Annotated in this window: 26 protein-coding genes; 12 read left to right on the top strand and 14 right to left on the bottom strand. The window is 57.7% G+C overall.

The annotated features are described in order from the left end of the window. Nucleotides 1–9 precede the first annotated feature (9 nt). Complete coding sequence (gene pstB, locus C9411_RS21085; protein WP_063990484.1) at nt 10–822, top strand: phosphate ABC transporter ATP-binding protein PstB; 813 nt, start codon at nt 10–12, stop codon at nt 820–822. Nucleotides 823–1,050: 228 nt separating this feature from the next. Continuing rightward, on the top strand, nt 1,051–1,872 hold the full coding sequence (locus C9411_RS21090; RefSeq protein WP_130018169.1) for a hypothetical protein: 822 nt from the start codon (nt 1,051–1,053) through the stop codon (nt 1,870–1,872). A 29-nt stretch (nt 1,873–1,901) separates the two neighbouring features. On the opposite strand, the gene C9411_RS21095 is transcribed toward C9411_RS21090, so the two are convergent. The 4 genes from C9411_RS21095 to purM all read right to left on the bottom strand — a co-directional run bounded on the left by C9411_RS21095 (nt 1,902) and on the right by purM (nt 4,661). After that, entirely contained in the window at nt 1,902–2,117 is a 216-nt protein-coding gene (locus tag C9411_RS21095) for a hypothetical protein (RefSeq protein ID WP_063990482.1), read from the bottom strand. A 203-nt stretch (nt 2,118–2,320) separates the two neighbouring features. Then, a complete protein-coding gene (gene speG, locus C9411_RS21100; RefSeq protein ID WP_004941631.1) occupies nt 2,321–2,872 on the bottom strand; it encodes a spermidine N1-acetyltransferase in 552 nt (183 codons plus the stop codon). Between the two features lie 113 nt (nt 2,873–2,985). Further along, nucleotides 2,986–3,624: a phosphoribosylglycinamide formyltransferase gene (gene purN / locus C9411_RS21105; RefSeq protein ID WP_063990481.1), complete on the bottom strand. Its 639-nt coding sequence runs from the start codon at nt 3,622–3,624 to the stop codon at nt 2,986–2,988. Next, nucleotides 3,624–4,661, bottom strand: coding sequence for a phosphoribosylformylglycinamidine cyclo-ligase (gene purM, locus C9411_RS21110; RefSeq protein WP_025303843.1), 1,038 nt, complete (start codon nt 4,659–4,661; stop codon nt 3,624–3,626). Before purM ends, purN begins: the two co-directional genes overlap by 1 nt. Before the next feature lie 255 nt (nt 4,662–4,916). On the opposite strand from purM, the gene upp reads away from it, so the two are divergent. The 3 genes from upp to C9411_RS21125 all read left to right on the top strand — a co-directional run bounded on the left by upp (nt 4,917) and on the right by C9411_RS21125 (nt 7,669). Beyond that, the gene (gene upp, locus C9411_RS21115) at nt 4,917–5,543 is read left to right on the top strand and encodes a uracil phosphoribosyltransferase (protein ID WP_038873707.1); all 627 of its coding nucleotides are present in this window, start codon (nt 4,917–4,919) and stop codon (nt 5,541–5,543) included. 76 nt (nt 5,544–5,619) lie between these two features. Beyond that, nucleotides 5,620–6,909, top strand: a complete 1,290-nt coding sequence (gene uraA / locus C9411_RS21120; protein WP_107227868.1) for a uracil permease — start codon at nt 5,620–5,622, stop codon at nt 6,907–6,909. Nucleotides 6,910–7,018: 109 nt separating this feature from the next. Further along, nucleotides 7,019–7,669 carry a DUF421 domain-containing protein gene (locus C9411_RS21125; RefSeq protein ID WP_019452427.1) on the top strand — a complete coding sequence of 217 codons (651 nt, stop codon included), beginning with the start codon at nt 7,019–7,021 and terminating at the stop codon, nt 7,667–7,669. A 34-nt stretch (nt 7,670–7,703) separates the two neighbouring features. Here C9411_RS21125 and C9411_RS21130 read toward each other — a convergent pair whose 3' ends face one another. Together C9411_RS21130 and C9411_RS21135 are read right to left on the bottom strand one after the other, a co-directional pair. Next, nucleotides 7,704–7,952 carry a GlsB/YeaQ/YmgE family stress response membrane protein gene (locus C9411_RS21130; protein WP_016926728.1) on the bottom strand — a complete coding sequence of 83 codons (249 nt, stop codon included), beginning with the start codon at nt 7,950–7,952 and terminating at the stop codon, nt 7,704–7,706. Between the two features lie 33 nt (nt 7,953–7,985). Continuing rightward, on the bottom strand, nt 7,986–8,501 hold the full coding sequence (locus C9411_RS21135; RefSeq protein ID WP_063990478.1) for a hypothetical protein: 516 nt from the start codon (nt 8,499–8,501) through the stop codon (nt 7,986–7,988). 272 nt (nt 8,502–8,773) lie between these two features. On the opposite strand from C9411_RS21135, the gene hda reads away from it, so the two are divergent. After that, on the top strand, nt 8,774–9,475 hold the full coding sequence (hda, locus tag C9411_RS21140; protein WP_025159568.1) for a DnaA inactivator Hda: 702 nt from the start codon (nt 8,774–8,776) through the stop codon (nt 9,473–9,475). Nucleotides 9,476–9,482: 7 nt separating this feature from the next. On the opposite strand, the gene C9411_RS21145 is transcribed toward hda, so the two are convergent. The 4 genes from C9411_RS21145 to C9411_RS21160 form a co-directional block, all read right to left on the bottom strand. Next, entirely contained in the window at nt 9,483–10,028 is a 546-nt protein-coding gene (locus C9411_RS21145) for an AlpA family transcriptional regulator (RefSeq protein WP_107227869.1), read from the bottom strand. Nucleotides 10,029–10,041: 13 nt separating this feature from the next. Further along, nucleotides 10,042–10,272 (bottom strand): hypothetical protein, encoded by a 231-nt coding sequence (locus C9411_RS21150; RefSeq protein ID WP_074181238.1) that lies wholly within the window; start codon nt 10,270–10,272, stop codon nt 10,042–10,044. A 200-nt stretch (nt 10,273–10,472) separates the two neighbouring features. After that, entirely contained in the window at nt 10,473–10,826 is a 354-nt protein-coding gene (gene arsC / locus C9411_RS21155; protein ID WP_033648817.1) for an arsenate reductase (glutaredoxin), read from the bottom strand. Between the two features lie 20 nt (nt 10,827–10,846). Next, a complete protein-coding gene (locus tag C9411_RS21160; protein ID WP_038873698.1) occupies nt 10,847–12,316 on the bottom strand; it encodes a M48 family metallopeptidase in 1,470 nt (489 codons plus the stop codon). Between the two features lie 339 nt (nt 12,317–12,655). Between C9411_RS21160 and C9411_RS21165 the strand changes: the two genes are divergently transcribed. Together C9411_RS21165 and C9411_RS21170 are read left to right on the top strand one after the other, a co-directional pair. Then, a complete protein-coding gene (locus C9411_RS21165; RefSeq protein ID WP_025303838.1) occupies nt 12,656–13,195 on the top strand; it encodes an Rrf2 family transcriptional regulator in 540 nt (179 codons plus the stop codon). 158 nt (nt 13,196–13,353) lie between these two features. Next, on the top strand, nt 13,354–14,562 hold the full coding sequence (locus C9411_RS21170; RefSeq protein WP_107227870.1) for an NAD(P)/FAD-dependent oxidoreductase: 1,209 nt from the start codon (nt 13,354–13,356) through the stop codon (nt 14,560–14,562). A 34-nt stretch (nt 14,563–14,596) separates the two neighbouring features. On the opposite strand, the gene C9411_RS21175 is transcribed toward C9411_RS21170, so the two are convergent. After that, on the bottom strand, nt 14,597–15,058 hold the full coding sequence (locus C9411_RS21175; RefSeq protein WP_063990473.1) for an Lrp/AsnC family transcriptional regulator: 462 nt from the start codon (nt 15,056–15,058) through the stop codon (nt 14,597–14,599). A gap of 194 nt (nt 15,059–15,252) precedes the next feature. On the opposite strand from C9411_RS21175, the gene C9411_RS21180 reads away from it, so the two are divergent. Beyond that, nucleotides 15,253–15,870 (top strand): LysE family translocator, encoded by a 618-nt coding sequence (locus C9411_RS21180; RefSeq protein WP_004941674.1) that lies wholly within the window; start codon nt 15,253–15,255, stop codon nt 15,868–15,870. A 35-nt stretch (nt 15,871–15,905) separates the two neighbouring features. On the opposite strand, the gene C9411_RS21185 is transcribed toward C9411_RS21180, so the two are convergent. Beyond that, a complete protein-coding gene (locus C9411_RS21185) occupies nt 15,906–16,334 on the bottom strand; it encodes a molybdopterin-binding protein (protein ID WP_063990472.1) in 429 nt (142 codons plus the stop codon). Nucleotides 16,335–16,447: 113 nt separating this feature from the next. Continuing rightward, nucleotides 16,448–16,900: a GNAT family N-acetyltransferase gene (locus C9411_RS21190; RefSeq protein ID WP_107227871.1), complete on the bottom strand. Its 453-nt coding sequence runs from the start codon at nt 16,898–16,900 to the stop codon at nt 16,448–16,450. A gap of 391 nt (nt 16,901–17,291) precedes the next feature. On the opposite strand from C9411_RS21190, the gene C9411_RS21195 reads away from it, so the two are divergent. Next, a complete protein-coding gene (locus C9411_RS21195) occupies nt 17,292–18,374 on the top strand; it encodes a YncE family protein (RefSeq protein ID WP_107227872.1) in 1,083 nt (360 codons plus the stop codon). 56 nt (nt 18,375–18,430) lie between these two features. After that, a complete protein-coding gene (locus C9411_RS21200) occupies nt 18,431–20,626 on the top strand; it encodes a TonB-dependent siderophore receptor (protein ID WP_107227873.1) in 2,196 nt (731 codons plus the stop codon). A gap of 69 nt (nt 20,627–20,695) precedes the next feature. On the opposite strand, the gene C9411_RS21205 is transcribed toward C9411_RS21200, so the two are convergent. Beyond that, a complete protein-coding gene (locus tag C9411_RS21205) occupies nt 20,696–20,911 on the bottom strand; it encodes a hypothetical protein (RefSeq protein WP_063990468.1) in 216 nt (71 codons plus the stop codon). An 854-nt stretch (nt 20,912–21,765) separates the two neighbouring features. Between C9411_RS21205 and C9411_RS21210 the strand changes: the two genes are divergently transcribed. After that, nucleotides 21,766–22,842 carry an AI-2E family transporter gene (locus tag C9411_RS21210; protein ID WP_063990467.1) on the top strand — a complete coding sequence of 359 codons (1,077 nt, stop codon included), beginning with the start codon at nt 21,766–21,768 and terminating at the stop codon, nt 22,840–22,842. Nucleotides 22,843–22,870: the final 28 nt, after the last annotated feature.

Consider the following 22,870-nt stretch of genomic DNA (forward strand, 5'->3'; position numbering starts at 1 on the left):
GAGTGCGTAATGGGTTTGATGACGCCAGGCAGTTTGCCCCGGCTGGATGTCCAGCATCTCGACGATGAACAGACCGCGCTGGCGGTCAACGGACTGAACCTGTTTTATGGTGACAAACAGGTGCTGCACGATATTTCGCTGCGCATTCCGAAGCACCGGGTGACGGCCCTGATCGGCCCCTCGGGCTGCGGTAAATCGACGCTGCTGCGCTGTTTCAACCGCATGAACGATCTGGTGGACAACTGCCGCATCGAGGGCGATCTGCAGCTGAACGGCGCGCCGATCTCCGGCGCGCAGATCGACGTGGCGGCGCTACGGCGGCGAGTGGGCATGGTGTTCCAGCGGCCGAACCCGTTCCCGAAATCGATCTATGAAAACGTGGTGTACGGTCTGCGGCTGCAGGGCGTGCGCGACCGGCGTTTGCTGGATGAAGCGGTGGAGCGTTCGCTGCGCGCCGCCGCGCTGTGGCATGAGGTGAAGGATCGGCTGCGCGAAAATGCGTTCCGCTTGTCCAGCGGCCAGCAGCAGCGCCTGGTGATCGCGCGCGCCATCGCCATCGAGCCGGAGGTATTGCTGCTCGACGAGCCGACCTCGGCGCTGGATCCGATCTCTACGCTGACCATCGAAGAGCTGATTTCCGCGCTGAAACAGCGTTACAGCGTGGTGCTGGTGACGCACAACATGCAACAGGCGGCGCGTGTCTCCGACTACACCGCCTTTATTCATCAGGGGCGGCTGGTGGAGTACAACGACACCGACGCCATCTTCACCTCGCCGCGCCAGCGCCGCACCGAGGATTATATTACCGGGCGGTATGGGTGAGGGATGAGCGACGGAGGTTTTTGTTCTCCGTCGCATCGATATGCCGGCGTTGTTATGCCGTGTCTATGACTTTTTATTCCATCTGGATTTACAGACGCATTGAGACGATATAGATTACATTTTTGGCATAAATCTCACAGTCTGCGAGCTTGCTTTATCCAATCATTCATTATTGATTACATTATCCCTAATAAATGATCTGCAATTTATATATAAGGACATATATGCATGACTATTGATACGAATTATATCAAAGATATTGTTATTCCCACGCTAACGTTATTATTTCCTGTTTTTATTTCAGTGGTAAAATGGTGGTATTCACGCTGGTCAAAGAATTACGACAGTCGCCGCAATAACCAGTTTGACCGAGTCAGCGATGTTAAACGTCAGTCTGTTCTGTCACGCATTCAGGGGTTGCGGGATGGGCCACAGAACGGAATGGTGCCGCTGCGAACCAAAGCACTCTATGAAAGTATCGGCATCCGTTTACCAGTCTGGGTGGCGCACCAACTGGTAGATTATCTGGGTCGTGCACCAGTGGCATTGAGCGATCTTGCGCTGAACTGTTTCTTGCGCCGCACCTCCCTCACTTCGAACAAAAACGACGTTTTTTCCTTGGATGGCTGCCGGCTGCTACACCAGCGTGTTTCGCTGTTTGTGTTCCTAATCATTAGCGCGTTGGCTATCACTTGGGGATTCTACATCAGCGTGTTTCCATTGGCGGAAAGCGGAGCCAGCGCGACAGATAACAGCCCCTTGTGGGGAGTATTCTTCTTCTTTGCCTATCTGATGATGGCGATTTTCGTCGTGGCCTGGTCGATTAATGAATGGGAGTCCCTGCGGCATGCCAAGGCTTTCTGGCTGAAGTGGCAGCCCCACCTGTATCAAACCGAAGCGGAATATCAGGCGCATTGTCAGCATGCGCGCAATGTTGCGGCGCAGGAAAACGTACCGGATATCGCTTCGGACACCGCTGCCGATTTGTCACCGGCCGAAAAGCCACTGCGCGGATGGCTGATGCGTAGGCTGGGCAAGAAAGATAATTAACCTCTAAGCGTCATATCATCACATGACTCTTAACGTGTTTTATCGGCTAGCCTCAACACGCCCCCCACCAGCAGCAACGCAGCCCCCGAGGCATAGAGCGGGAACCAGCGTGTCCACCAGAGCGGGGAAAATAGCGGGGTGCTATTGGGATCTGCGGAGGCGTAGCCGCTATAGGTATTTAGGCCGGCGGTTATGGCGAACATGACCAGACCGATAAAAATCAGCAGGTTTGAGACGGTCATCATGGTTTTTTTCCTTTGTAGAGGCAGAGGGTAACTCTTACTATCACTATTAATTATTGTTCGATTAATTATCGCGGATTAATATTATTTATTTCCGCATTCATCAGGCTATTTACTGACGATAAAATAGCATCCATTAATACTAGTCACTTATTTTCCAATAAAAAACCCGCCTGCGCGGGTTTTCACTTTTTTCTCGCTCAGCGTCACTTCACCAGCGGCTTATCATTGGGCGTTTTGAACTTCGCCAGGTATTGCGGCTGGAAGATGCACATGCGCAGCACGGTGCGGTATTCGCCGTTGACGAAGAACTCGTCGATCAGCTCGCCTTCCACGTTGAAGCCCAGTTTGCTGTAGATGTGGATCGCCTTCGGGTTCTCCTTGTCGACGATCAGGTACAGTTTGTACAGGTTCAACACCGAGAAGCCGTAGTCCATTGCCAAGCGGGCGGCGGTGCTGGCGTAGCCTTTGCCCTGGTGGGCAGGGTCGATGATGATCTGGAACTCTGCGCGGCGATGGATGTGATCGATCTCCACCAGCTCCACCAGGCCGACCTTGGCGCCTTCGTGCTCGATGATGAAGCGGCGCTCGCTCTGATCGTGGATGTGTTTATCGTAGAGATCGGAAAGCTCGACAAAGGCTTCGTAGGGTTCTTCAAACCAATAGCGCATGACGCTGGCGTTGTTGTCCATCTGGTGGACGAACGACAGATCGTCCCGTTCCAATGGGCGTAACCTGACGCTGGCAGTGCTGGACATGTGGGCTCCTCTGTGCCGTGAAATTGTGCAAAGTATAACTTCACAGAATGGAAGAAGGCGAAAAAAAACGGCGCCGCGTGGGCGCCGTTTAGGCAAGGTTCAGGCTGCGCGCATCAGTCGGCGGCGTGACCCTGCTCAGGCAGGCGTTCGCCGTCCAGCCAGGCGGCGCCATCGCGCATCGCCAGGCGGCCGTCGACGAACCAGCTCACCACCAGTGGATAGATCGTGTGTTCCTGGGTTTGCACCCGTTCAACCACGTCATCCTCTTCGTCGTCAGCGAAAATCGGCACCTTGGCCTGCAAAATCACCGGGCCGCCGTCGAGCTGTTCGGTCACGAAGTGTACCGAGGTGCCGTGTTCGCTGTCGCCGTTGTCGATGGCCTGACGATGCGTATGCAGCCCCGGGTATTTCGGCAGCAGGGAAGGGTGGATGTTCAGCATGCGGCCGGCATAGCGCTGCACGAACTGTGGGCTGAGGATACGCATGTAGCCGGCCAGCACCACCAGATCGGGCTGGTGTTGGTCGATAGCGTCCGCCAACGCGGCGTCGAACGCCGCGCGATCGGCGTAGGCTTTGGCATCCAGCGCCTGAGCGGCGATGCCGGCCGCCTCGGCGCGCTGCAGGCCGTAAGCCTGCGCCTTGTTGCTGAACACCGCCACGATCTCGGCGGCGATGCGGCCCTGCTGGCAGGCGTCAATCAGCGCCTGGAGATTGCTCCCCTGGCCGGAGACCAACACCACGATCTTTTTCATCAGTTGATGACCACTTGTTGTTCGTCGGAAGAGGCGGTCAGTTTACCGATTTTCCACGCTTTTTCACCTGCCGCGGTCAGCAGCGCGATGGCCGCTTCCACTTCGGCTTCCGGCAGGGCGATGACCATGCCTACGCCGCAGTTGAAGGTGCGGTACATTTCATGACGGCTGACGTTGCCGGCCTGCTGCAGCCAGGTGAACACCGCCGGCCACTGCCAGCTGGCTTCGTCGATCACTGCCTGCATACCTTCCGGCAGCACGCGTGGAATGTTTTCCCAGAAGCCGCCGCCGGTGAGGTGAGCGATGGCGTGTACGTCCGCCTTCTCGATCAGCTCCAGCACGGACTTCACGTAAATCTTGGTCGGCGCCAGCAGGTGGTCGGCCAGCGGTTTGCCTTCCAGCTGGGTGGCGGTCGGATCGGTGTTGCTCACTTCCAGGATTTTGCGCACCAGCGAGTAGCCGTTGGAGTGCGGGCCGGAAGCGCCCAGAGCGATCAGCGCGTCGCCGGACTGCACTTTGCTGCCGTCGATGATCTCGGATTTTTCGACCACGCCGACGCAGAAACCGGCCACGTCGTAATCTTCGCCGTGGTACATGCCCGGCATTTCAGCGGTTTCGCCGCCCACCAGCGCACAGCCGGACTGTTTGCAGCCCTCGGCGATGCCGGTGATCACGCTGGCCGCGGTGTCTACATCCAGCTTGCCGGTCGCGTAGTAGTCGAGGAAGAACAATGGCTCGGCGCCCTGAACCACCAGATCGTTGACGCACATCGCCACCAGATCGATGCCGATGGTGTCGTGGCGTTTCAGATCCATCGCCAGACGCAGCTTGGTGCCCACGCCGTCGGTACCGGAAACCAGCACCGGCTCGCGGTATTTCTGCGGCAACGCACACAGGGCGCCAAACCCGCCCAGACCGCCCATCACTTCCGGGCGACGGGTCTGTTTAACTACACCTTTGATGCGATCTACCAATGCGTTGCCTGCATCGATATCGACACCTGCGTCTTTATAGCTGAGAGAGGTTTTGTCGGTCACTGCGCGATTCCCCACGACGGTTTGCGGTTTGAAAACTGTGCTTCCGATGTTGATTCCGGAATAAGGCGCGGCAATTCTAACAGCGCAGGCAAACGTTTGCGAGCGGCTTGTGAACCGGCTCTGCTTTTTCGTCATCTATACTGATATTCAAACTTTTGTTGATCCCGATCGGGCTATTGTGGGTGGCGCGGCGAAAAAAAGGCGGTATAATCCCGCGATTTTTTTGGCCGCAACCACCTTAATAGGAGAAAAATGATGAAGATCGTTGAGGTGAAACACCCGCTGGTAAAACACAAGCTTGGCCTGATGCGCGAAAATGACATCAGCACCAAACGCTTCCGTGAGCTGGCCTCAGAAGTGGGTAGTTTACTGACCTATGAAGCGACCGCCGATCTGGAGACGGAAAAAGTCACCATCGAAGGCTGGTGCGGGCCAGTTGAAGTGGAGCAGATCAAAGGGAAAAAGATTACCGTAGTACCGATCCTGCGCGCAGGCCTGGGCATGATGGAAGGGGTGCTGGAGCACGTGCCGAGTGCGCGCATCAGCGTGGTGGGCGTATACCGCGACGAAGAAACTCTGGAGCCGGTGCCGTACTTCCAGAAGCTGGTTTCCAACATCGAAGAGCGCATGGCGCTGGTCGTCGACCCAATGCTGGCCACCGGCGGTTCGATGATCGCCACTATCGATCTGCTGAAGAAAGCCGGCTGCCACAGCATCAAGGTGCTGGTTCTGGTGGCGGCGCCGGAAGGCATCGCCGCGCTGGAGAAAGCGCACCCGGACGTCGAGCTGTACACCGCCTCCATCGATCAGTGCCTGAACGACAAGGGTTACATCGTGCCTGGCCTGGGTGATGCGGGCGACAAGATATTTGGTACCAAGTAAACATTTAAGCCGACTTAACGAGTCGGCTTTTTTTTGACTAAAACCTATAAAACCAATAAACCGAGGAAAAGCACACATGACCCGTCGCGCCATCGGCGTCAGCGAGCGCCCGCCGCTGCTCCAGACCATTCCGCTCAGCTTCCAGCACCTGTTCGCCATGTTCGGCGCTACGGTGCTGGTGCCTATCCTGTTCAAGATCAACCCGGCGACCGTGCTGCTGTTCAACGGCATCGGCACGCTGCTGTATCTGTTCATCTGTAAAGGCAAAATCCCGGCCTACCTCGGTTCCAGCTTCGCGTTTATCTCGCCGGTGCTGCTGCTGTTGCCGCTCGGTTATGAAGTGGCGTTGGGCGGTTTCATCATGTGCGGCGTGCTGTTCTGCCTGGTGGCGCTGATCGTGAAAAAAGCCGGCACCGGCTGGCTGGACGTGATGTTCCCGCCGGCGGCGATGGGGGCGATCGTCGCCGTCATCGGGCTGGAGCTGGCGGGCGTGGCGGCCAACATGGCGGGGCTGCTGCCGGCGGAAGGCACCAGCGCCGACTCGACCACCATCACCATTTCGCTGGTGACGCTGGGGGTCACGGTGCTCGGCTCGGTGCTGTTCCGCGGCTTCCTGGCGATTATCCCGATCCTGATCGGCGTGCTGGTGGGCTATGCGCTGTCGTTCTTCATGGGCGTGGTGGATTTGACCCCGATCCGCGAGGCGCACTGGTTCGCACTGCCGACCTTCTACACCCCGCGCTTTGAGTGGTTCGCCATCTTCACCATTCTGCCGGCGGCGCTGGTGGTGATCGCTGAGCACGTCGGCCACCTGGTGGTGACCGCCAACATCGTGAAAAAAGACCTGATCCGCGATCCGGGCCTGCACCGCTCGATGTTCGCCAACGGTATCTCGACGGTGTTCTCCGGCTTCTTCGGCTCTACGCCGAACACCACCTACGGCGAGAATATCGGCGTGATGGCTATCACCAAGGTCTACAGCACTTGGGTGATCGGCGGCGCGGCGGTGCTGGCGATCCTGCTGTCCTGCATCGGCAAGCTGGCGGCGGCGATCCAGGCGGTGCCGGTGCCGGTAATGGGGGGCGTTTCCCTGCTGCTGTACGGCGTGATCGGCGCCTCGGGCATTCGCGTGCTGATCGAGTCCAAAGTGGATTACAACAAGGCGCAAAACCTGATTTTGACCTCGGTGATCCTGATCATCGGCGTGAGCGGCGCCAAGGTGCATATCGGCGCGGCGGAGCTGAAAGGCATGGCGCTGGCGACCATCGTCGGCATTGGCCTGAGCCTGCTGTTCAAGGTCATCAGCCTGTTCCGCAAGGAAGAAGAGGTGCTTGACGCGCCGGACGAACCGGCGGAGCAGAAGTAACGAAAAGGGCAGCCCAGGGGCTGCCCTTTTTATTCGTGTTTTTGCATTTATATCCGTTGGGATAAAGTAGCTGATAGCATTAACAACATCGGTTAAAAGGAAAGAGGGTATGGAGTACTACGGATATATTTTGCTCAAATTTGTGATTGGCTTTGTCATTGTTATCACCCACCTGAACCTGTCGGGAAAGACCCAGCTATCGCAGATGACCCCAGTAGATTTTATCGGTAACTTTGTGCTCGGGGGCATTATTGGGGGCGTTATCTATAGCGACAGCATCCCCTTGTACCAGTATGTCGTTGTATTACTTATCGGAGTAGGACTAATTTCTCTGTTGAATGCAATCAGTAAACACTGCAACTTCTTTCGTTCGGTCACTATAGGCAACCCGATACCAATTATAAAAAACGGCCGCTTTTTGATGGAAAATATTTTAGCCAAGAAAAATAAAATCGACATCTTGAACGTTTCCTCACAGCTGCATGCGCAGGGGATTCACGCCTTTCAGGAGATTGTCTATGCGCAAATTGAGCCGGGCGGTCAGATCACTGCGGTATGTGAGGGAAATGAACTGCCTTCAGTTATCATTATGAAAAATGGCAGGGCCAGGCCTTATGAGCTGCAGGAGATTAGTAAAGATGAGGAGTGGTTGAACCAAACTATCCGTGAACATGGCATAGAACCGAAAGATATTTTTATTGCTGAGTTTTGGGACGGTAGGACAGCATTCATTCTTAATGACGGACGTATAGTTAAATAGTGAAAAAGGGGAGCCTCAGCTCCCCAATGTCATATTAGCTGCGAATTTTGCGGTACACGAACAGCACCACGATGGCGCCGATAACCGCTACCACGAAGCTGCCGAAGTTGAAGCCGTCAACCTTGCCGTAGCCGAAGAAGGTACTGATATAGCCGCCGACCACGGCGCCGATGATCCCCAGCACGACGGTCAGAATAAAGCCGCCGCCGTCTTTGCCGGGCATGATCCACTTAGCCAAAATACCGGCGATCAGGCCGAAGATAATCCAGGAAATAATCCCCATTTACTGCTCCTTTCTTTTGTGGCTGAGAATAGCTTACTGCTGGGTGGCCGGCTGCGTATTGCCGTTCACCGCCGCATCGGTCTCTTGTTTCAACTCTTGCGCTTTGTTTTCGGCGCTGTTCTTGATGGCTTCGGTCTTCGCCTTGGCCTGCTCGGTCAGATCGTTGGCACCGTTGATGGCGTCGTTCTTGATGGCCTTGGCCTGATCCACCAACTGCTGGCTTTGTTTGCCGGCGTCATCCTTAATCGCGGCGGCCTTGGCCTTGGCGTCGTTGGTGATGGCGTCGGCTTGCTTGGCGGCTTCATCTTTAATCGCCGAGGCTTTGTCCTTCAGCTGGTCTGCCTGCGTGGCGGCCTCTTTTTTGATGTCATCTGCCGTCGCTTTCGCTTTGTCCGTCAGATCGTCCGCTTTTTTTTGGGCGGCGTCTTTCATCTGCTCGGCACTGTCTTTGGCTTTATCCAGGTTGGCGTCAACCTTGGAAGAGTCATCACAGCCGGCAACCAACAACCCGATAAAGGAGGCTAACAGCACTTTATTCCATACTTTCATCGTCTATATCCTTGCAGAAACCTTGTTGATGGTGATTGCGTTTTGCCTACCTATACTAGGTCAGATTTTACTTAAATTACAAATTTAACCTGCGTGGGCATGGGGTTAGGGTTTGATATCAGACTATTCTTGCCGGTTAGGGAGCCGCAATCGATTAAACGGTGCTAAGGCATTGCTCACTATTGCGGCATAAGATCCTGCCGGTTCAACAGCGCCCGTTTTCTGTGTTAAACTGCCCGCGTTTTTCTGCCAGTTTTGGTTGAGGTGCTTCTCTGAATACGCCGGCACAGCTTTCACTGCCACTTTATCTTCCCGATGATGAAACTTTCGCCAGTTTTTATCCGGGCGAGAACCCATCCCTATTAGCCGCGATCCAATCCGCCGTCCGTCAGGAACATGGCAGCTATATCTATTTTTGGTCGCGTGAAGGCGGCGGGCGCAGCCATCTGCTGCATGCGGCCTGCGCCGAGCTTTCGCAGAAGGGGGAAGCGGTGGGCTATGTGCCGCTCGACAAGCGCGCTTACTTCGTGCCCGAAGTGTTGGACGGCATGGAGCAGCTGGCGCTGGTTTGCATCGACAATATCGAATGCATCGCCGGCGACGAAGAGTGGGAGATGGCGATCTTCAACCTCTACAACCGCATCCTGGAAACCGGCCGCACCCGCTTGTTCATCACCGGAGATCGTCCGCCGCGCCAGCTGAACCTGCGTTTACCGGATCTGGCTTCGCGCCTGGACTGGGGTCAGATATACAAGCTGCAGCCGCTGTCGGACGAAGAGAAACTGCTGGCGCTGCAGCTGCGCGGCAAACTGCGCGGTTTCGAGCTGCCGGAAGACGTGGGCCGCTTCCTGTTGAAACGGTTGGATCGCGAGATGCGCACGCTGTTTATGACCCTCGATCAGCTAGATCGCGCCTCGATCACCGCCCAGCGCAAGCTGACCATTCCGTTCGTTAAAGAGATCCTGGGGCTGTAGCGAGCCATCAAGCCTGTTTTTCCGCGTGTTCCAGCAGGGAGCAGTAGTGCTCAACCTGCTGGCGTTGCCGCTCGCTTCGCAGTTGCAAAGCGAGATTGATATGTTCCAGACACTGCGCATTGTCTGCAAGGTGCAGGTCGATTTTCCCCTGCTGTGCCAACCAGGCCGCCACGTCAGCCCAGCGCCATAACGGTGAGGTGCCGCCGAGCCGTTGAATAGGGGAAGGGAAGCCGCCGGGGCCGCGAGTCCCGTCTTTTAGCATGGCGATCGCCTGACGCGACAGTTCAGTGAGCTCGGCAATATCGCTTAATCCCACCAGGCTGGAGTCTACCGATATCACCTTGGCGCCAATATTTGCAGACTCAATATCACTGATGGCGCTGCAAATCGCGTGCGCAAAGTTATCGCTTTCTCTATCGAACTCCAGGTAGACGGCTTTACCGTAGAAACAGATCAGCGCGTCATCGCATCCCGCCGCATACAGCGCATCCTCCAACCCGGCGGTATCGGCGGTCACCCCATCCAGCGTCAATGAGAAATGATAGAGCGTCATGGTGATTCTCCGGTTATTTTTTCTGCGACAGCGCCAGGCAGTGATCGACTTTGCGTCGGATCTGTTTGGCATGCAGCTCGGGATTTTTCGGCGTGCTCCAGATGCTCATCATATGTTCTTGATGCCCGACAAAGGCGCAATGCAGTCGGCCAAAAGCATGCCCCTTGCTGGGACGAAAATGCCAGCCCTGAGAAAGGGCGTAATCTAACGCCGCCTGGATGTGCTTGTCTGGGTGTTTTTTCATCGCTCGTCCAGTGATGCGATCAGAGTAGATGGGGTGTTGACGGTTGTCAACGCTTGTCTTGCTGTGAGGCTCGGCATTTGTGCAGCATAGCAGCAGGAGAAGAGGGAGATGATGAAAAGTATTTGTATAACAAACAATTAAAAATAGCCCTGTTCAGGGCTATTGGTATTTTGCGGTTCAATAAGAGACTTGCCGGACGATTACAAAATCTCCAGCACCTGCTCCGGCGGCCGGCCGATACGCGCTTTGCTGCCTTTTACCACGATCGGGCGTTCGATCAGTTTCGGGTTCGCCGTCATCGCCGCCAGCAGCTGTTCTTCGCTCAGGCTGTCGTCCGCCAGCTTCAACTCCTTGTACAGATCTTCTTTTTTGCGCATCAGATCGCGCGCTGATGTGAAGCCCAGTTCCTTCAACAGCTTTTTCAGCTCATCGGCCGACGGGGGCGTTTCAAGATACAGCACCACCTTGGGATCGACACCGTGCTGCTCCAGCAGCGCCAGGGTTTCACGGCTCTTGGAGCAGCGCGGGTTGTGGTAAATCGTGACGTTTTTCATGGCGTTCATTCCTTGTTGAATCAGCTGCGCTGGTATTGGCGGAAACGCTGTTGCAGTTGGCGCAGCTGGTCGATGCGCGCATCGTAGCGCGCCTGTTTCAGGCTGCCGAGTTTCTGCAGCGAGCTGGCATTGCTGAGCAGGCCGATGGCCTGATCGAGCCGGCCGGTCAGCGCCAGGCTTTCGGCGCGGGCCGACAGCTCTTCATCGCGCAGCCCTTGGGCGGCGCTGGCCTGCGCCAGCAGATCCCAGCCGTTCGGATCGTCCGGATGGGCAAAGGTATAGCGGTTCAGGATCTTCGAGGCTTGCGCCGGCTGGTTGCCTTCGACATAGGCGTTGGCCAGGTTGAGCTGCAGCACCGGGTTGTTGTTCTGGGCGGCGTTGGCCGCCTGCAGGCGGGCGATGGCCTGCGGCGCGCGTTTCTGGCCGAGATCGATGTCGGTCATCAGGTCGATCAGCCAGACGTTTTTCGCATCCTGCGCCAGCATCGGTTGAATGATGTTGCGCGCGTCGTCGTATTTTTTCGCTTCATAGAACAGGATGGCGCGGCCGTATTTGGCGGCCGCCTGTTCGCGCACGTTGCCCTTGCTGAGCGAGCCGAGCAGTTCTTCGTTCAGGCCATAGCCTTCCGAACTGTACATGCCCAGTGCGCGCACCTTGGCCATCAGGTAATCCTGCGAGGACTGCACGATGTGTTTCGGCATTTGGTTGGCGCGGTTGCGCGCGTCGGAAAGGCGGCTGTCCGGCAACGGGTGCGTCAGCAGCATTTCCGGTGGTTTGGAGGCGTAGCGCGATTGATCCGAGAGTTTTTGCAGGAAGTCAGGCATCGCTTCCGGATCGAAACCGGCGCGCTGCAGCACCTGAATGCCGATGCGGTCGGCTTCCTGTTCGTTCGACTGGGTAAAGCTGATCATGCCCTGCTGGGTACCAGCCAGGGTGCCGCTCAGCGCCGCCATGCCCATGGTCGGGTTTGCCATCGCCAGCAGGATCGAGCCGAGCGCGCCCACCCAGGTCAGCGGGGCGTTGCGCTGTTGATCTTCCATTGCGCGCGCCAGGTGGCGTTGGGTGACGTGCGAGATTTCGTGCGCCAGCACTGAAGCCAGCTGGCTTTCGTTGTCGCTGACGCGGAACAGCGCCGAGTGCAGCACCACGTTGCCGCCGAAGAAGGCGAAGGCGTTGATCTCGTCGTTGCGCACCAGATAGAAATGGAACGGCGTGCGCACCGAATAAGCGCTGGCCACCAGCCGGTTGCCCAGTTGGTTGATGTACTGGCTCAGCAGCGGATCGTTGATCAGCGGGGCGCTGGCGCGCAGTTGGCGCACGTAGAAATCGCCCATCGCCAGTTCTTGTCCAATGCTCAGGGTGCCGCCGGCCGAGGTGCCCATATCCGGCAACTGGTCCTGGCTTTCCGCCTGTGCTGGCGCCAGGGCGGTGGCGTTCAGCGTGCCGAGCAGCAGCACCGCTAACGCGGTTTTGGTCAACCGGTTGGTCATAGTCAGGCGTTTCCCTTAAATAATCATTTCTAAGACGTCAGCAGCAGACAAGAGTTCTTTATTCCCGCGGCGCAATCCGCGTGAAAGTGCGGCGGCTCACAAACCGCGGCGGCGGCACCCATCACATCATAGTCAGCCGCAGGCGACAAGGAAACGTTAGCCGGGCGCGGATCGGGCAAAAAAGTTTTATTTTTCATTTTGAAGGGCGTTTTTTCGTCGCTGGCGATATGCATTTCGAATAAAACGCGGACAAAGTTGATCCGTGTTTTATTGACAAGATAAACGCAGACTCATATAGTCTGCGTTATTGAAGATTCATTGACGGTCGAAAACGGACATATGGCGTACATCACAACCAGCGTTGAATATGGCATCCACTGCCTGCTGTGGCTGGTCGGCGATAACCAACGCGCGCTCAGCAGCCGCGAGCTCGCCGAACTACAGGGGATCTCTCCCAGCTTTCTGGCCAAGATTTTCCCCAAGCTGGAAAAGGCGGGGATCGTCGCCGCCAGCGAAGGGGTGCGCGGCGGCTACCGGCTGGCGCGCCCGGCGGATGAGATCAGTTTTCTGGCGATCATCGACGCCATCGAAGGGCACAAGCCGCTGTTCGATTGCCAGGAGGTGCGCGGGCGCTGTGCGGTGTTTGATGACTCCCCACCGGACTGGGCAGTCTCCGGCAAATGCGCTATCCATGCGGTGATGCTGCAGGCGGAGAAGGCGATGCGCGATGCGCTGGCGGCGCAGACCCTCGGCGCCGTCGCGGCCCGCTTTGGCCGCAAAGCGCCGCAAGGCTTCTTCGGCGAGGTCAACCTCTGGCTCGACGAGCGCATGACGGAACGCACCGCGCGCAGCGGCAAAACGGCGCGCGCCAAGACCTAAGCGCCACTTTTCCTTAAAGCGAAACACACTTTTCCCGCCTCTTCGGAAGGGGCGGGCGGGCCTTCTGCACCCTGTTACGGGAGCGGAACGGCATCGTTCATCCGAAAAACTGCGGGCAGTCTTATCGCCCGGTTAACCCTGTATGAAGGAGTCATCCCATGACGCAGAAAATAGTGATTGCCGGTTCCGGTTTTGCCGGTTTTTGGGCCGCCGTGTCCGCCATGCGCGCCATTAACATCGCCGGTAAGCATGACGAGATCGAGGTGCTCATGGTTTCACCGACGCCCACGGTCACCATCCGGCCGCGCCTGTATGAAGCGGTGTTGGAAAACATGAATCCGGACATTTCCGCGCAGCTTGCCGCCGTCGGCGTGCGGCACCTGGCCGGGGCGGTAGAGCGCATCGATGCCGCCGCCAAGACGCTCACGGTGGCGCAGGCGACGGGGGAACCCCTTGAATTGGCCTATGACCGCCTGGTGTGGGCCACCGGCAGTCGGCTCTCCGTACCTGCGGTGCCGGGCTTTGCCGAATACGGTTTCAACGTCGATACGCTGGAAAGCGCGCAGCGTTTGGATGCCCATATCAAAGCGCTGGCGGCCAAACCGTCGACGCCGGCGCGCAACACTGCCGTGGTGGTGGGCGCAGGGCTGACCGGGCTGGAGAGCGCGGCGGAGATGCCGCAGCGGCTGCGGGATGCGCTGGGTAAAGACGAGAACGTGCGCGTGGTGATCGTCGATACCGCGCCGGAAGTGGGCGCTGGGATGGGGGCGGAGCCGGGGGCGGTGATACGCCAGGCGTTGGCGGAGTGCGGTGTGGAAGCGCGGGCCGGCCTGCGCGTCTCGGCCATCGACGCCGAGGGGGTCATGCTGTCGAACGGTGAGCGCATCGCCGCCAACACGGTGATCCTGGCGGCGGGCGTGCGGGCGCATCCGCTGACCGAGCAGATCCCTGGCGAGCGCGACGGCAGCGGCCGGGTGATCGGCGACGCCTTCCTGCGCGCGCCGGCGGCGACGGGCATTTTCGTGACCGGTGACACGGTGAAAGCCGCTACCGACGATCTCGGCAATCATAACCTGATGACCTGCCAGCATGCGATGAGCCTCGGCCGCGTCGCCGGTCACAATGCGGCGGCAGAACTCGTGGGCTTGCCGACGCACCCGTACAGCCAGCCGAAGTATGTGACCTGTTTGGATCTGGGGCCGTGGGGGGCGCTGTATACCGAAGGCTGGGAGCGCCAGGTGCGCTTTACCCGTCAGGAAGGCAAAAAGATTAAGCAGGAAATCAACACGCAGTGGATTTATCCACCGGCGGCGGATCGCGAGGCGCTGTTTGCCGTCGCCAATCCGGATTTCGTGATTGTGCCTTAAGGAAGTCAAAACGGGAGCGGCAACGCTCCCGTCGTCATTTTCCCAGCGGCAGGAACGAGCGCTCCGGCACTACGGTTTTCATCACCAGCGTGGAGCTCAGGCGCTGCACGCCCGGCAAAGCGGAGAGTTTCTCGTCGTAAAGCTGTTGAAAGGCGGGCAGATCGCGGGCGATCACGTGCAACAGGTAGTCGGGATCGCCAAACAGCCGCTGCGCCTGCACCACCTGGGGAATATCCATCATGGCGTTTTCGAAAGTTTCAACGGCGCGGCGATCGCCTTCGCGCATGGTGACGAACACCAGGGCGGAGAAGTTATAGCCCAGGCTGCCGGGATCGAGCTGGGCGCGATAACCCCTGATCACCCCGGACTCCTCTAACGCCCGCACCCGGCGGTGGCAGGGAGAAACGCTCAACCCGATACGATCGGCCAGCTCGGTCACCGACAAACGGCCGTCGACCTGCAGTTCAGCAAGAATCTTGCGATCAATCTTATCCATTTAGAAAAATTTCCCCGCTTATGCCGATTTCAGGCAAGTAATTGAAAGCACATTTTAACGTCTTGAGGATATTCTTGCCATCTGTTGAACGGTTTTGACGGCCGCCGCGGCAGGCGGAGGCCGTTCTTCTTCCACGAGGAAAGTGCAATGGTTCTCTGTTCGGTGTGGCGCGGTGCGTTTGAGAGGGCGCCGGCATGACGCTCGCTCTGTTCGCCGCTTTTTGGGCGGTGTCGATTTTGTTGGTGATCACGCCGGGTATGGATTGGGCCTATGTGATCTCGGCGGGCATTCGCGGCCGGGTGGTGGTGCCCGCCGTCGCCGGCTTGCTGTTTGGCCACCTGCTGATGATTGCGATCGTGGTGGCGGGCGTCGGCGCGCTGCTGGTCGGCAACCCGCTGGCGCTGACGGCGCTCACCCTGTTGGGGGCGGCTTACCTCTTGTGGATCGGTTTCAACATGCTGCTGCACCCGCCGGTGCCTGGCGCCGGTGAAGATCAGCGTTCCGATTCCTGGCTGCGCTGGGCCGGCAAGGGCGTGTGCGTCAGCGGGCTGAACCCCAAGGTGTTTCTGCTGTTTTTGGCGCTGCTGCCGCAGTTTACCGACGCCCGGGCCGAATGGTCGGTGCCGATGCAGATGCTGGCGTTGGGCGTCGTGCATTTGATCAGCTGCGGCCTGGTGTATCTGCTGGTGGGATTCGGTTCGCAGTCGGTGCTGCGCACGCGCCCACAGGCTGCGAAGGTCGTGGGGCGCATCTCCGGCGCGGCGATGATCGTCATCGCCCTCGGGCTGCTGGCCGAACAGGCGCTGAAATAGGGCACGGAAGGCCCGCCTGCGCGGGCCAGGCGGTATCAGGCTCTGACGGCGAGCAGCACCGATGAGGCTTTGATCAGGGCGATGGCGCGCGAACCGTTCTTCAGCGCCATCTCCTGCAGGCTTTCATTGGTGATTACCGACGTCAGCACAAAACCGGCATCCGCTTTGAGGTGTACGGTGCTGTTGACCGCGCCGTGCTCAACCGCAATCACTTCCCCGGCAAACTGGTTGCGGGCGGAAAAACGCAAACCGCAATCCTCCGTCGCCAGGATCACCCACGGCGCTTTAATCAGCGCGACGGCCTCTTTGCCGACGCTTAAACCCAGCGACTGCTGGCTTTGTACCGTGACGATGGCCACCAGTTTTTCACCGCCTTGCAAAGTGATCTCCACTTCGTCATTGACGGCCCCTTTAGCGACGGCGGACACGGTACCGGCTAACTGGTTACGGGCTGAAACGGGCATAGACTCTCCTTGAAAAGGGAAAACGGTAAAATTTTTCGCCAGCATGAACCCTAACCGCCGCGATTGCCAATGCCGCGGGGAAAGAGTGTGAGCAGAGCGAGCTTACTTAAAAATTAACGCCGATAGATGTCCGGCCGGGCGATCTGCCAGACAAAATCGGGACGGTTAATGGCGCTATAGCCCACTTTTTCATAGAGCCAGGGGGCGGTGCTGGTGACCAGCATGACTCGCCGCAGCGTCGCCATCAGCGGATGGGCCTGGCAACATTCTGCCAGCCACAGGCCCAGTCCGCTTTTTTGATGCGTCTCCAGCACGTACACGTCGCACAGATAGCCGAAGGTGGCGTAATCGGTGACCAGCCGGGCGAAACCGATTTGCCTGGCATCGTGATACAAACCGAAACACAGGCTGTGGGCGAGGGACTGGCGAACGGTCTCTTTATCAATGCCTTCCGCCCAGGATGAACGGGTCAGAAACGCATGAATGGCATCGAGATCCAGCTGGGCGGGATCGGTGCTGACGAGATAGTCCGCACGCTGCCACTCCTGTGGGACAGGCGTTGTCATGAGGGTTCTTCTCCTGTTGTCTGCTCGTTTGCCGTTAATTGCCTGTACGCAGGGTGAGGCAGTCTATCCACGGTGTAAGGCGAGATAATCATGCCCGGCACCGCGATCGATAGCTGACGTATTGGCTTTGATAATACGAGATACCGCCATGACTTTTAGAGAGAGAAGGAAAATATTTACGCTTGATTGCGTAAATAATAATGAGTATGTTTCTCATTCTCTTTGTTGTTCGCGGGCGCATGAAGGAGTTATTAGCCTGCATTAGCGTGATAGTTGATTCACAGGGAAACACTGAGACGCGCGGTGGCGCTCATTTCTCGTTATGAGAAAGCTCAAAACTAAACTGCAGAGCCCCCGTTAACGCCGTTTTAAATGGTCAAGGATTTCCCCGATGAAAATGAAAATCTCTGTGCTCGCCCTGCTGACGGGTATGGCGCTCAGCGGCTGCGCGCCGCACCAAACCACTTCCTCTTCTCCTGCTGTGCAACCTCTCGCGCAAGCGGCGCAATCCGACAGCGTCGTCAAACGCCAACTGGCTTATGGCTTGTATGAAATGGCGCTGACGCCAGGGGGAGATGCGCTGTACGTCGCCAGCGCCGAAAGTTTTAAAGCTGTGCAGGGCGGCGTGGTCTATAAGCTGGACGCCAAGACTCTGAAAACCCTTGGCACGACGCATACCGATCTGAAAAATTTCGCCATGCAGGCCTCTGAGGATGGGAAAACCCTTTATGTCAGCAATTCGCTGGACGGCGGTATCAGCGCAATCGGCGCTGCCGACGGTAAGGTGAAAGGGCGTTTGCTGTTCAGCGAGCGCAATGAGAAAGGGTTGCCGTATGGTGCGCGCCAAATCCTGGCTCACAACAACACGCTGTATGTGGGGGCGGTGGCCGATCCGGCGCAAATTTGGGTGGTTGATGCCGAATCGCTCAAGCTGAAAACGCGCATTAAAAATACCGGAAAATGGATGACCGGCCTGCATTACTCCGAACAGACCCAACGCGTGTATGCCGCCAATGGCAGCGGCGAGATCCTGGTGATCAACCCGCGTTCCAACCGCATCGAAAAACGCTGGAAACCGTTGGGAGACCAACCGGCACTGCTGCTCAATATGGCGGAGGACGAGGCTACCGGTCGTTTGTTCGTCACTGACAACTCCAAGGCGAAGACCACGCTGGTCTTGGATATTCACACCGGAAAGTTATTGAAGCGGCTTGATGTGGGCGACTCTTTGGCTGTCGTTTTCAATTCACGGCGCAACGAAATTTATATCTCGCAGCGTGAATCCGGCAATGTACTGAGCCTGGATGCGACGACCTATGCGGTGAAACAGCGCTGGGCGCTGCCGCCGAATCCAAACAGCTTGTTGTTGTCGGCAGACGGCCAGACATTGTTCGTTACGGTCAAACAACCGTTTAACAAAGATCATTCCACTCAGGGGCCGGACAGCGTGGTTCGCATCGCGTTGAATAAATAAGCCCCATCGGCCCGGCAACGGGCCATTTAACTTTTATCCTCATTCATGAGTGAATTATGCACAACACCAGTACAACGAATTTCCCTTTACGTAAAACGCTGCTGGCGCTGACTATCGGCGCGCTGAGCCAGAGCGCACTGGCCGCAGACGGCGACGCCAAGAAAAACCGGGAGGACACCCTGGTCGTCCGGGCCGAAAAACACGCCGATTTCAACTCCGGCGGCAATGATTTGGTCCCCGCCTACCTGGATGGACAGGTCGCCCACGGTGGCCGCCTGGGGATGCTGGGTGAACAGAAAGCGATGGACGTTCCGTTCAACGTCATAGGCTATACCGCAAAGCTGGTACAGGATCAGCAGGCGAAGACCATCGCCGATGTGGTCAGCAACGATGCGGGAGTGCAGGCGGTGCAGGGATACGGTAACTTCGCCGAAACCTATCGCATCCGCGGTTTCCAACTGGACGGCGACGACATGACGATGGGCGGGCTGCCGGGCGTAGTGCCGCGTCAGGTAGTGGATACCCAGATGCTGGAGCGGGTTGAGATCTTCAAAGGGGCGAACGCCTTGCTGAACGGCCTGGCTTCCAGCGGCGTTGGCGGCATGATCAATCTTGAACCGAAGCGGGCGGAAGAAACGCCGACCACTCAGATCGGTATCGACTACACCTCCGACTCTCAGGTGGGCGGCAAGCTGGATCTGGGCCGCCGTTTCGGTGACGACAACCAGTTTGGCGCTCGCGTCAACCTGGTGCACCGAGAGGGGGAAACGGCGGTTGAGGATGATAAGCGGCGCACCACGCTGGCATCGGTCGGGCTGGACTATCGCGGCGATCGTTTCCGTTCATCGTTGGACTTCGGTTATCAGAAAAAGACCTTCCATGGCGGAACGATGGGGGTCAACATCAGCGGCATCGATGTGGTACCCGCGGTGCCTGACACCCGTAAAAATTACAGTCAGCAGTGGGGCTACAGCGATATCGAGAACGAATTCGGCATGGCGAAAGCGGAATATGATTTAACCCGCGACTGGAAGGCCTATGCCGGGTTGGGCGCGCAGCACGGCCATGAAACCGGTGTTTACAGCGCGCCGAAGCTCATCAACGCCAACGGCGACGCCACGGTTGGGCGCCTGGACACCAATCGCATCATCGACGCTTTCAGCGGCATGGCGGGGCTTGAGGGCAAGTTCACGACCTGGGCGGTTTCGCATCGGGTCAACGTCGGCTATTCCGCACAGATTAAACGCGACAAAACCGCGTGGCGCATGTCCGCCAACAATCCGACGACCAATATCTACGATAACCATGATGTCGCAATACCGGACAACGCCTATTTCGGCGGCAACTACAGCGATCCGCTGACCACGGCGCGCAACCGGACGCAGGGCTGGTTATTCAGCGATACGTTGGGCTTTTTCGGCGACCGGGTGTTGTTAACGGCGGCCGCGCGCCATCAGAAAGTGGTGGTGCGTAATTACAGCAACGCCACCGGCCTGGAGGATACCGCCTCCCGTTATACGCAAAGCCGCTGGATGCCGACGTTCGGGCTGGTCTACAAGCCGTGGGAAACGGTGTCGCTGTATGCCAACCATACCGAGGCGTTACAGCCTGGCGGCATCGCGCCGAAAGAGGCGGCTAACTTCGGGCAGAGTACCGGTATCGCCCGTTCCAAGCAAAATGAAGTGGGCGTGAAAGTTGATTTCGAACGCGTGGGCGGCTCGTTGGCGCTGTTTGAAATCAAAAAGCCGGCCACCCTGATCGACAGCAACAACTACTACACGTTGAACGGCGAACAACGCAACCGCGGCGTGGAATTGAATGTGTTCGGCGAACCGGCATTCGGCCTGCGCCTCAACGGCAGCGCTACCTGGCTTTCGCCCGAGCTGACCAAAACCCAGGGCGGCCGTAACGATGGCAAAGACGCTATCGGCGTAGCGCACTTCTACGCGGTGCTGGGAGCGGAGTACGATATCAAGCCGGTAGATGGCCTGACGGCAACGGCGAAAGTGCGGCATACCGGTTCGCAATATGCCGACTCCGCCAATACCAAAAAGTTCGATAGTTTCACGACCCTGGATCTCGGCCTTCGCTATCGCATGCGTTTGAATGAGGATCAAAATACGCTGGTATGGCGTGTGGGGTTGGACAACGTCACGAATGAGAAGTATTGGTCTGGCGTAGAAAGCAATGGCACTTATGTCTTCCAGGGACAGGCGAGGACGCTGAAAGCGTCGGTAACTTACGACTTCTAATCGATACAGAAACGACGGCGGCCCACATGCGATGGGTCGCCGGTTCCTTCGCCACCGGGGGGGCGTTTTTCAGCATGACCGATGGGTGAGGACGCTGATCAAATCCAGCGCGTCGTCCGCCGCCGCGATTTCGCTTTCGCTGAGCGCCTGCCGTTCGATGAAGCACTCGATAGCTTCCAGCAGGGAGAAGACGCTGATTTCATCCCCTATCTTCACGACTTCGCAAATGCCACGCCCGATCGCCAGGCAGATGGCTTCATCAAATTCACACGGTTTGCTGTTCATCTTTTTTCCCCTACGGCGTTTGGGATTTTATCGGCCATGCTACCGGTTTTTGCCTGGCGACTGTCTGACGAAAATCCCATTTTTTCGTTGATGCTGACTGGCGTACGATCGCGGACATTGGCGAAATTCTGATTTCCTGACCGTGGCCAAATTTCCCTTGTGACCACCGTGTCGGCGCGGTATTGTCGCCAAATGACGACAATACCGCCTCATTGTCTGCATAAAAAATTCATGACGTTATCATCCCTTCATCCCGCTGCCGTGCGGGATTTTTTTATGAGGTTTATCTCAAAGTGCGGATAACCTCGACGCGATCGCTTGCCATGCTCTGGGAATAATCCTAGCTTGAAATAGTCATTTAGGGTTAGCAATCCCTCATGACCTCCTTGTAACACTTGATGCACCAGAACGTTTTCTCCCCCGCTTAGGCGGGGGTTTTTAATGACGTGCATCGGCAAAGGCTTTCAACCTAGAACCGACAGAGTTCGTGACGATAACCAGTTTAAGCATCAGGGGACGGGACAATGAAAAATGATCTGGCGGCGGCGATCGCGATTGGCTGTGTGTTGTTGTTCGCATTGGCGGTCGGTTCGCCCCTTTCCATCGGTACCTCGCTGTAATCTTCCGCGGCCCCGCTCGGGGCCGCTCACCGCGCCTGTCGCCGCGTCTGCGGATTTTTGCGTCGATCGCCTGCCCGCGCGATAAAATCAGCCAAATCGCTGTTGATGTATGGCGAACTTTGAGTACTCTGAGTGCTTTGCACACCTCGCGTGCGTCCGTTGTATCTATGCTTTAATCAGGCTCATCACAGGAATCGCCATGCCCGCCCGCCAAATCTCGAGGAGCCCGCTCTGATGCTGGAGATGTTATTACAGTGGTACCGCCGCCGCTTCACCGATCCGCAGGCTATCGCGCTGCTGGTGATCCTGGTCGCCGGGTTCCTTATTCTCTATTTTCTGCACGGCATTCTGACCCCGTTGCTGGTCGCCATCGTGCTGGCCTATCTGCTGGAGTGGCCGACCGCACGCCTGCAGCGCATCGGCTGTTCGCGCACCTGGGCGGCGAGCATCATGCTGCTGGTGTTCGCGGGCATCGCCATGCTGCTGGTGTTCGTCGTCGCACCGACCGCCTGGCAACAGGGCATCAATCTGATGAGCGATCTGCCGGGTATGCTCAACCAGTTCTATAACTTCGCCGCGACGCTGCCGAAGCGTTATCCGGCGCTGGTGGATGCCGGCATCATCGACATGATGGCGGAAAATCTGCGCAGCCGGCTGTCCGGCATGGGCGAATCGGTGGTGAAATTCTCGCTGGCGTCGCTGGTCGGCCTGCTGACGCTGGCTATCTACCTGATCCTGGTGCCGATGATGATGTTCTTCCTGTTGAAGGACAAAGAGCAGCTGCTGAACGCGGTGCGCCGCGTGCTGCCGCGCAATCGCGGCCTGGCGGGGCAGGTCTGGAACGAAATGAATCAGCAGATCACCAACTACATTCGCGGCAAGGTGCTGGAGATGGTGATTGTCGGCGTGGCGACCTACCTGGTGTTCGCCGTGCTGGACATGCGCTACTCGCTGCTGCTGGCGGTGCTGGTGGGCTTCTCGGTGTTGATCCCTTACATCGGCGCGGTGCTGGTCACCATACCGGTGGTGGTGGTGGCGCTGTTCCAGTGGGGCGTCGGCGCCGATTTCTGGACGCTGATCGTCGCCTATCTGGTGGTGCAGGGGCTGGACGGCAACCTGCTGGTGCCCATTTTGTTCTCCGAAGCGGTCAACCTGCATCCGCTGGTGATTATCCTGTCGGTGATCGTGTTCGGCGGGATGTGGGGCTTTTGGGGCGTGTTTTTCGCCATACCGCTGGCGACGCTGGTGAAGGCGGTGATCCACGCCTGGCCGGATGAACTGCGGGTCGAAGTGGAAGACAAGGCCGGTTGACAGGGAAGAAACGAAGCGCAGCAGGCCG

Source organism: Serratia sp. Nf2 (assembly GCF_003028435.1).
Classification (GTDB): domain Bacteria; phylum Pseudomonadota; class Gammaproteobacteria; order Enterobacterales; family Enterobacteriaceae; genus Serratia; species Serratia marcescens_L.

Excerpts from the sequence above, each read along its gene's own strand:
- pstB (WP_063990484.1), top strand. The coding sequence starts at position 10 with ATGGGTTTGATGACGCCAGGCAGTTTGCCCCGGCTGGATGTCCAGCAT.
- C9411_RS21090 (WP_130018169.1), top strand. The coding sequence starts at position 1,051 with ATGACTATTGATACGAATTATATCAAAGATATTGTTATTCCCACGCTA.
- C9411_RS21095 (WP_063990482.1), bottom strand. The coding sequence starts at position 2,117 with ATGATGACCGTCTCAAACCTGCTGATTTTTATCGGTCTGGTCATGTTC.
- speG (WP_004941631.1), bottom strand. The coding sequence starts at position 2,872 with ATGTCCAGCACTGCCAGCGTCAGGTTACGCCCATTGGAACGGGACGAT.
- purN (WP_063990481.1), bottom strand. The coding sequence starts at position 3,624 with ATGAAAAAGATCGTGGTGTTGGTCTCCGGCCAGGGGAGCAATCTCCAG.
- upp (WP_038873707.1), top strand. The coding sequence starts at position 4,917 with ATGAAGATCGTTGAGGTGAAACACCCGCTGGTAAAACACAAGCTTGGC.
- uraA (WP_107227868.1), top strand. The coding sequence starts at position 5,620 with ATGACCCGTCGCGCCATCGGCGTCAGCGAGCGCCCGCCGCTGCTCCAG.
- C9411_RS21125 (WP_019452427.1), top strand. The coding sequence starts at position 7,019 with ATGGAGTACTACGGATATATTTTGCTCAAATTTGTGATTGGCTTTGTC.
- C9411_RS21130 (WP_016926728.1), bottom strand. The coding sequence starts at position 7,952 with ATGGGGATTATTTCCTGGATTATCTTCGGCCTGATCGCCGGTATTTTG.
- C9411_RS21135 (WP_063990478.1), bottom strand. The coding sequence starts at position 8,501 with ATGAAAGTATGGAATAAAGTGCTGTTAGCCTCCTTTATCGGGTTGTTG.
- C9411_RS21145 (WP_107227869.1), bottom strand. The coding sequence starts at position 10,028 with ATGACGCTCTATCATTTCTCATTGACGCTGGATGGGGTGACCGCCGAT.
- C9411_RS21150 (WP_074181238.1), bottom strand. The coding sequence starts at position 10,272 with ATGAAAAAACACCCAGACAAGCACATCCAGGCGGCGTTAGATTACGCC.
- arsC (WP_033648817.1), bottom strand. The coding sequence starts at position 10,826 with ATGAAAAACGTCACGATTTACCACAACCCGCGCTGCTCCAAGAGCCGT.
- C9411_RS21160 (WP_038873698.1), bottom strand. The coding sequence starts at position 12,316 with ATGACCAACCGGTTGACCAAAACCGCGTTAGCGGTGCTGCTGCTCGGC.
- C9411_RS21165 (WP_025303838.1), top strand. The coding sequence starts at position 12,656 with ATGGCGTACATCACAACCAGCGTTGAATATGGCATCCACTGCCTGCTG.
- C9411_RS21170 (WP_107227870.1), top strand. The coding sequence starts at position 13,354 with ATGACGCAGAAAATAGTGATTGCCGGTTCCGGTTTTGCCGGTTTTTGG.
- C9411_RS21175 (WP_063990473.1), bottom strand. The coding sequence starts at position 15,058 with ATGGATAAGATTGATCGCAAGATTCTTGCTGAACTGCAGGTCGACGGC.
- C9411_RS21180 (WP_004941674.1), top strand. The coding sequence starts at position 15,253 with ATGACGCTCGCTCTGTTCGCCGCTTTTTGGGCGGTGTCGATTTTGTTG.
- C9411_RS21185 (WP_063990472.1), bottom strand. The coding sequence starts at position 16,334 with ATGCCCGTTTCAGCCCGTAACCAGTTAGCCGGTACCGTGTCCGCCGTC.
- C9411_RS21190 (WP_107227871.1), bottom strand. The coding sequence starts at position 16,900 with ATGACAACGCCTGTCCCACAGGAGTGGCAGCGTGCGGACTATCTCGTC.
- C9411_RS21195 (WP_107227872.1), top strand. The coding sequence starts at position 17,292 with ATGAAAATGAAAATCTCTGTGCTCGCCCTGCTGACGGGTATGGCGCTC.
- C9411_RS21200 (WP_107227873.1), top strand. The coding sequence starts at position 18,431 with ATGCACAACACCAGTACAACGAATTTCCCTTTACGTAAAACGCTGCTG.
- C9411_RS21205 (WP_063990468.1), bottom strand. The coding sequence starts at position 20,911 with ATGAACAGCAAACCGTGTGAATTTGATGAAGCCATCTGCCTGGCGATC.
- C9411_RS21210 (WP_063990467.1), top strand. The coding sequence starts at position 21,766 with ATGCTGGAGATGTTATTACAGTGGTACCGCCGCCGCTTCACCGATCCG.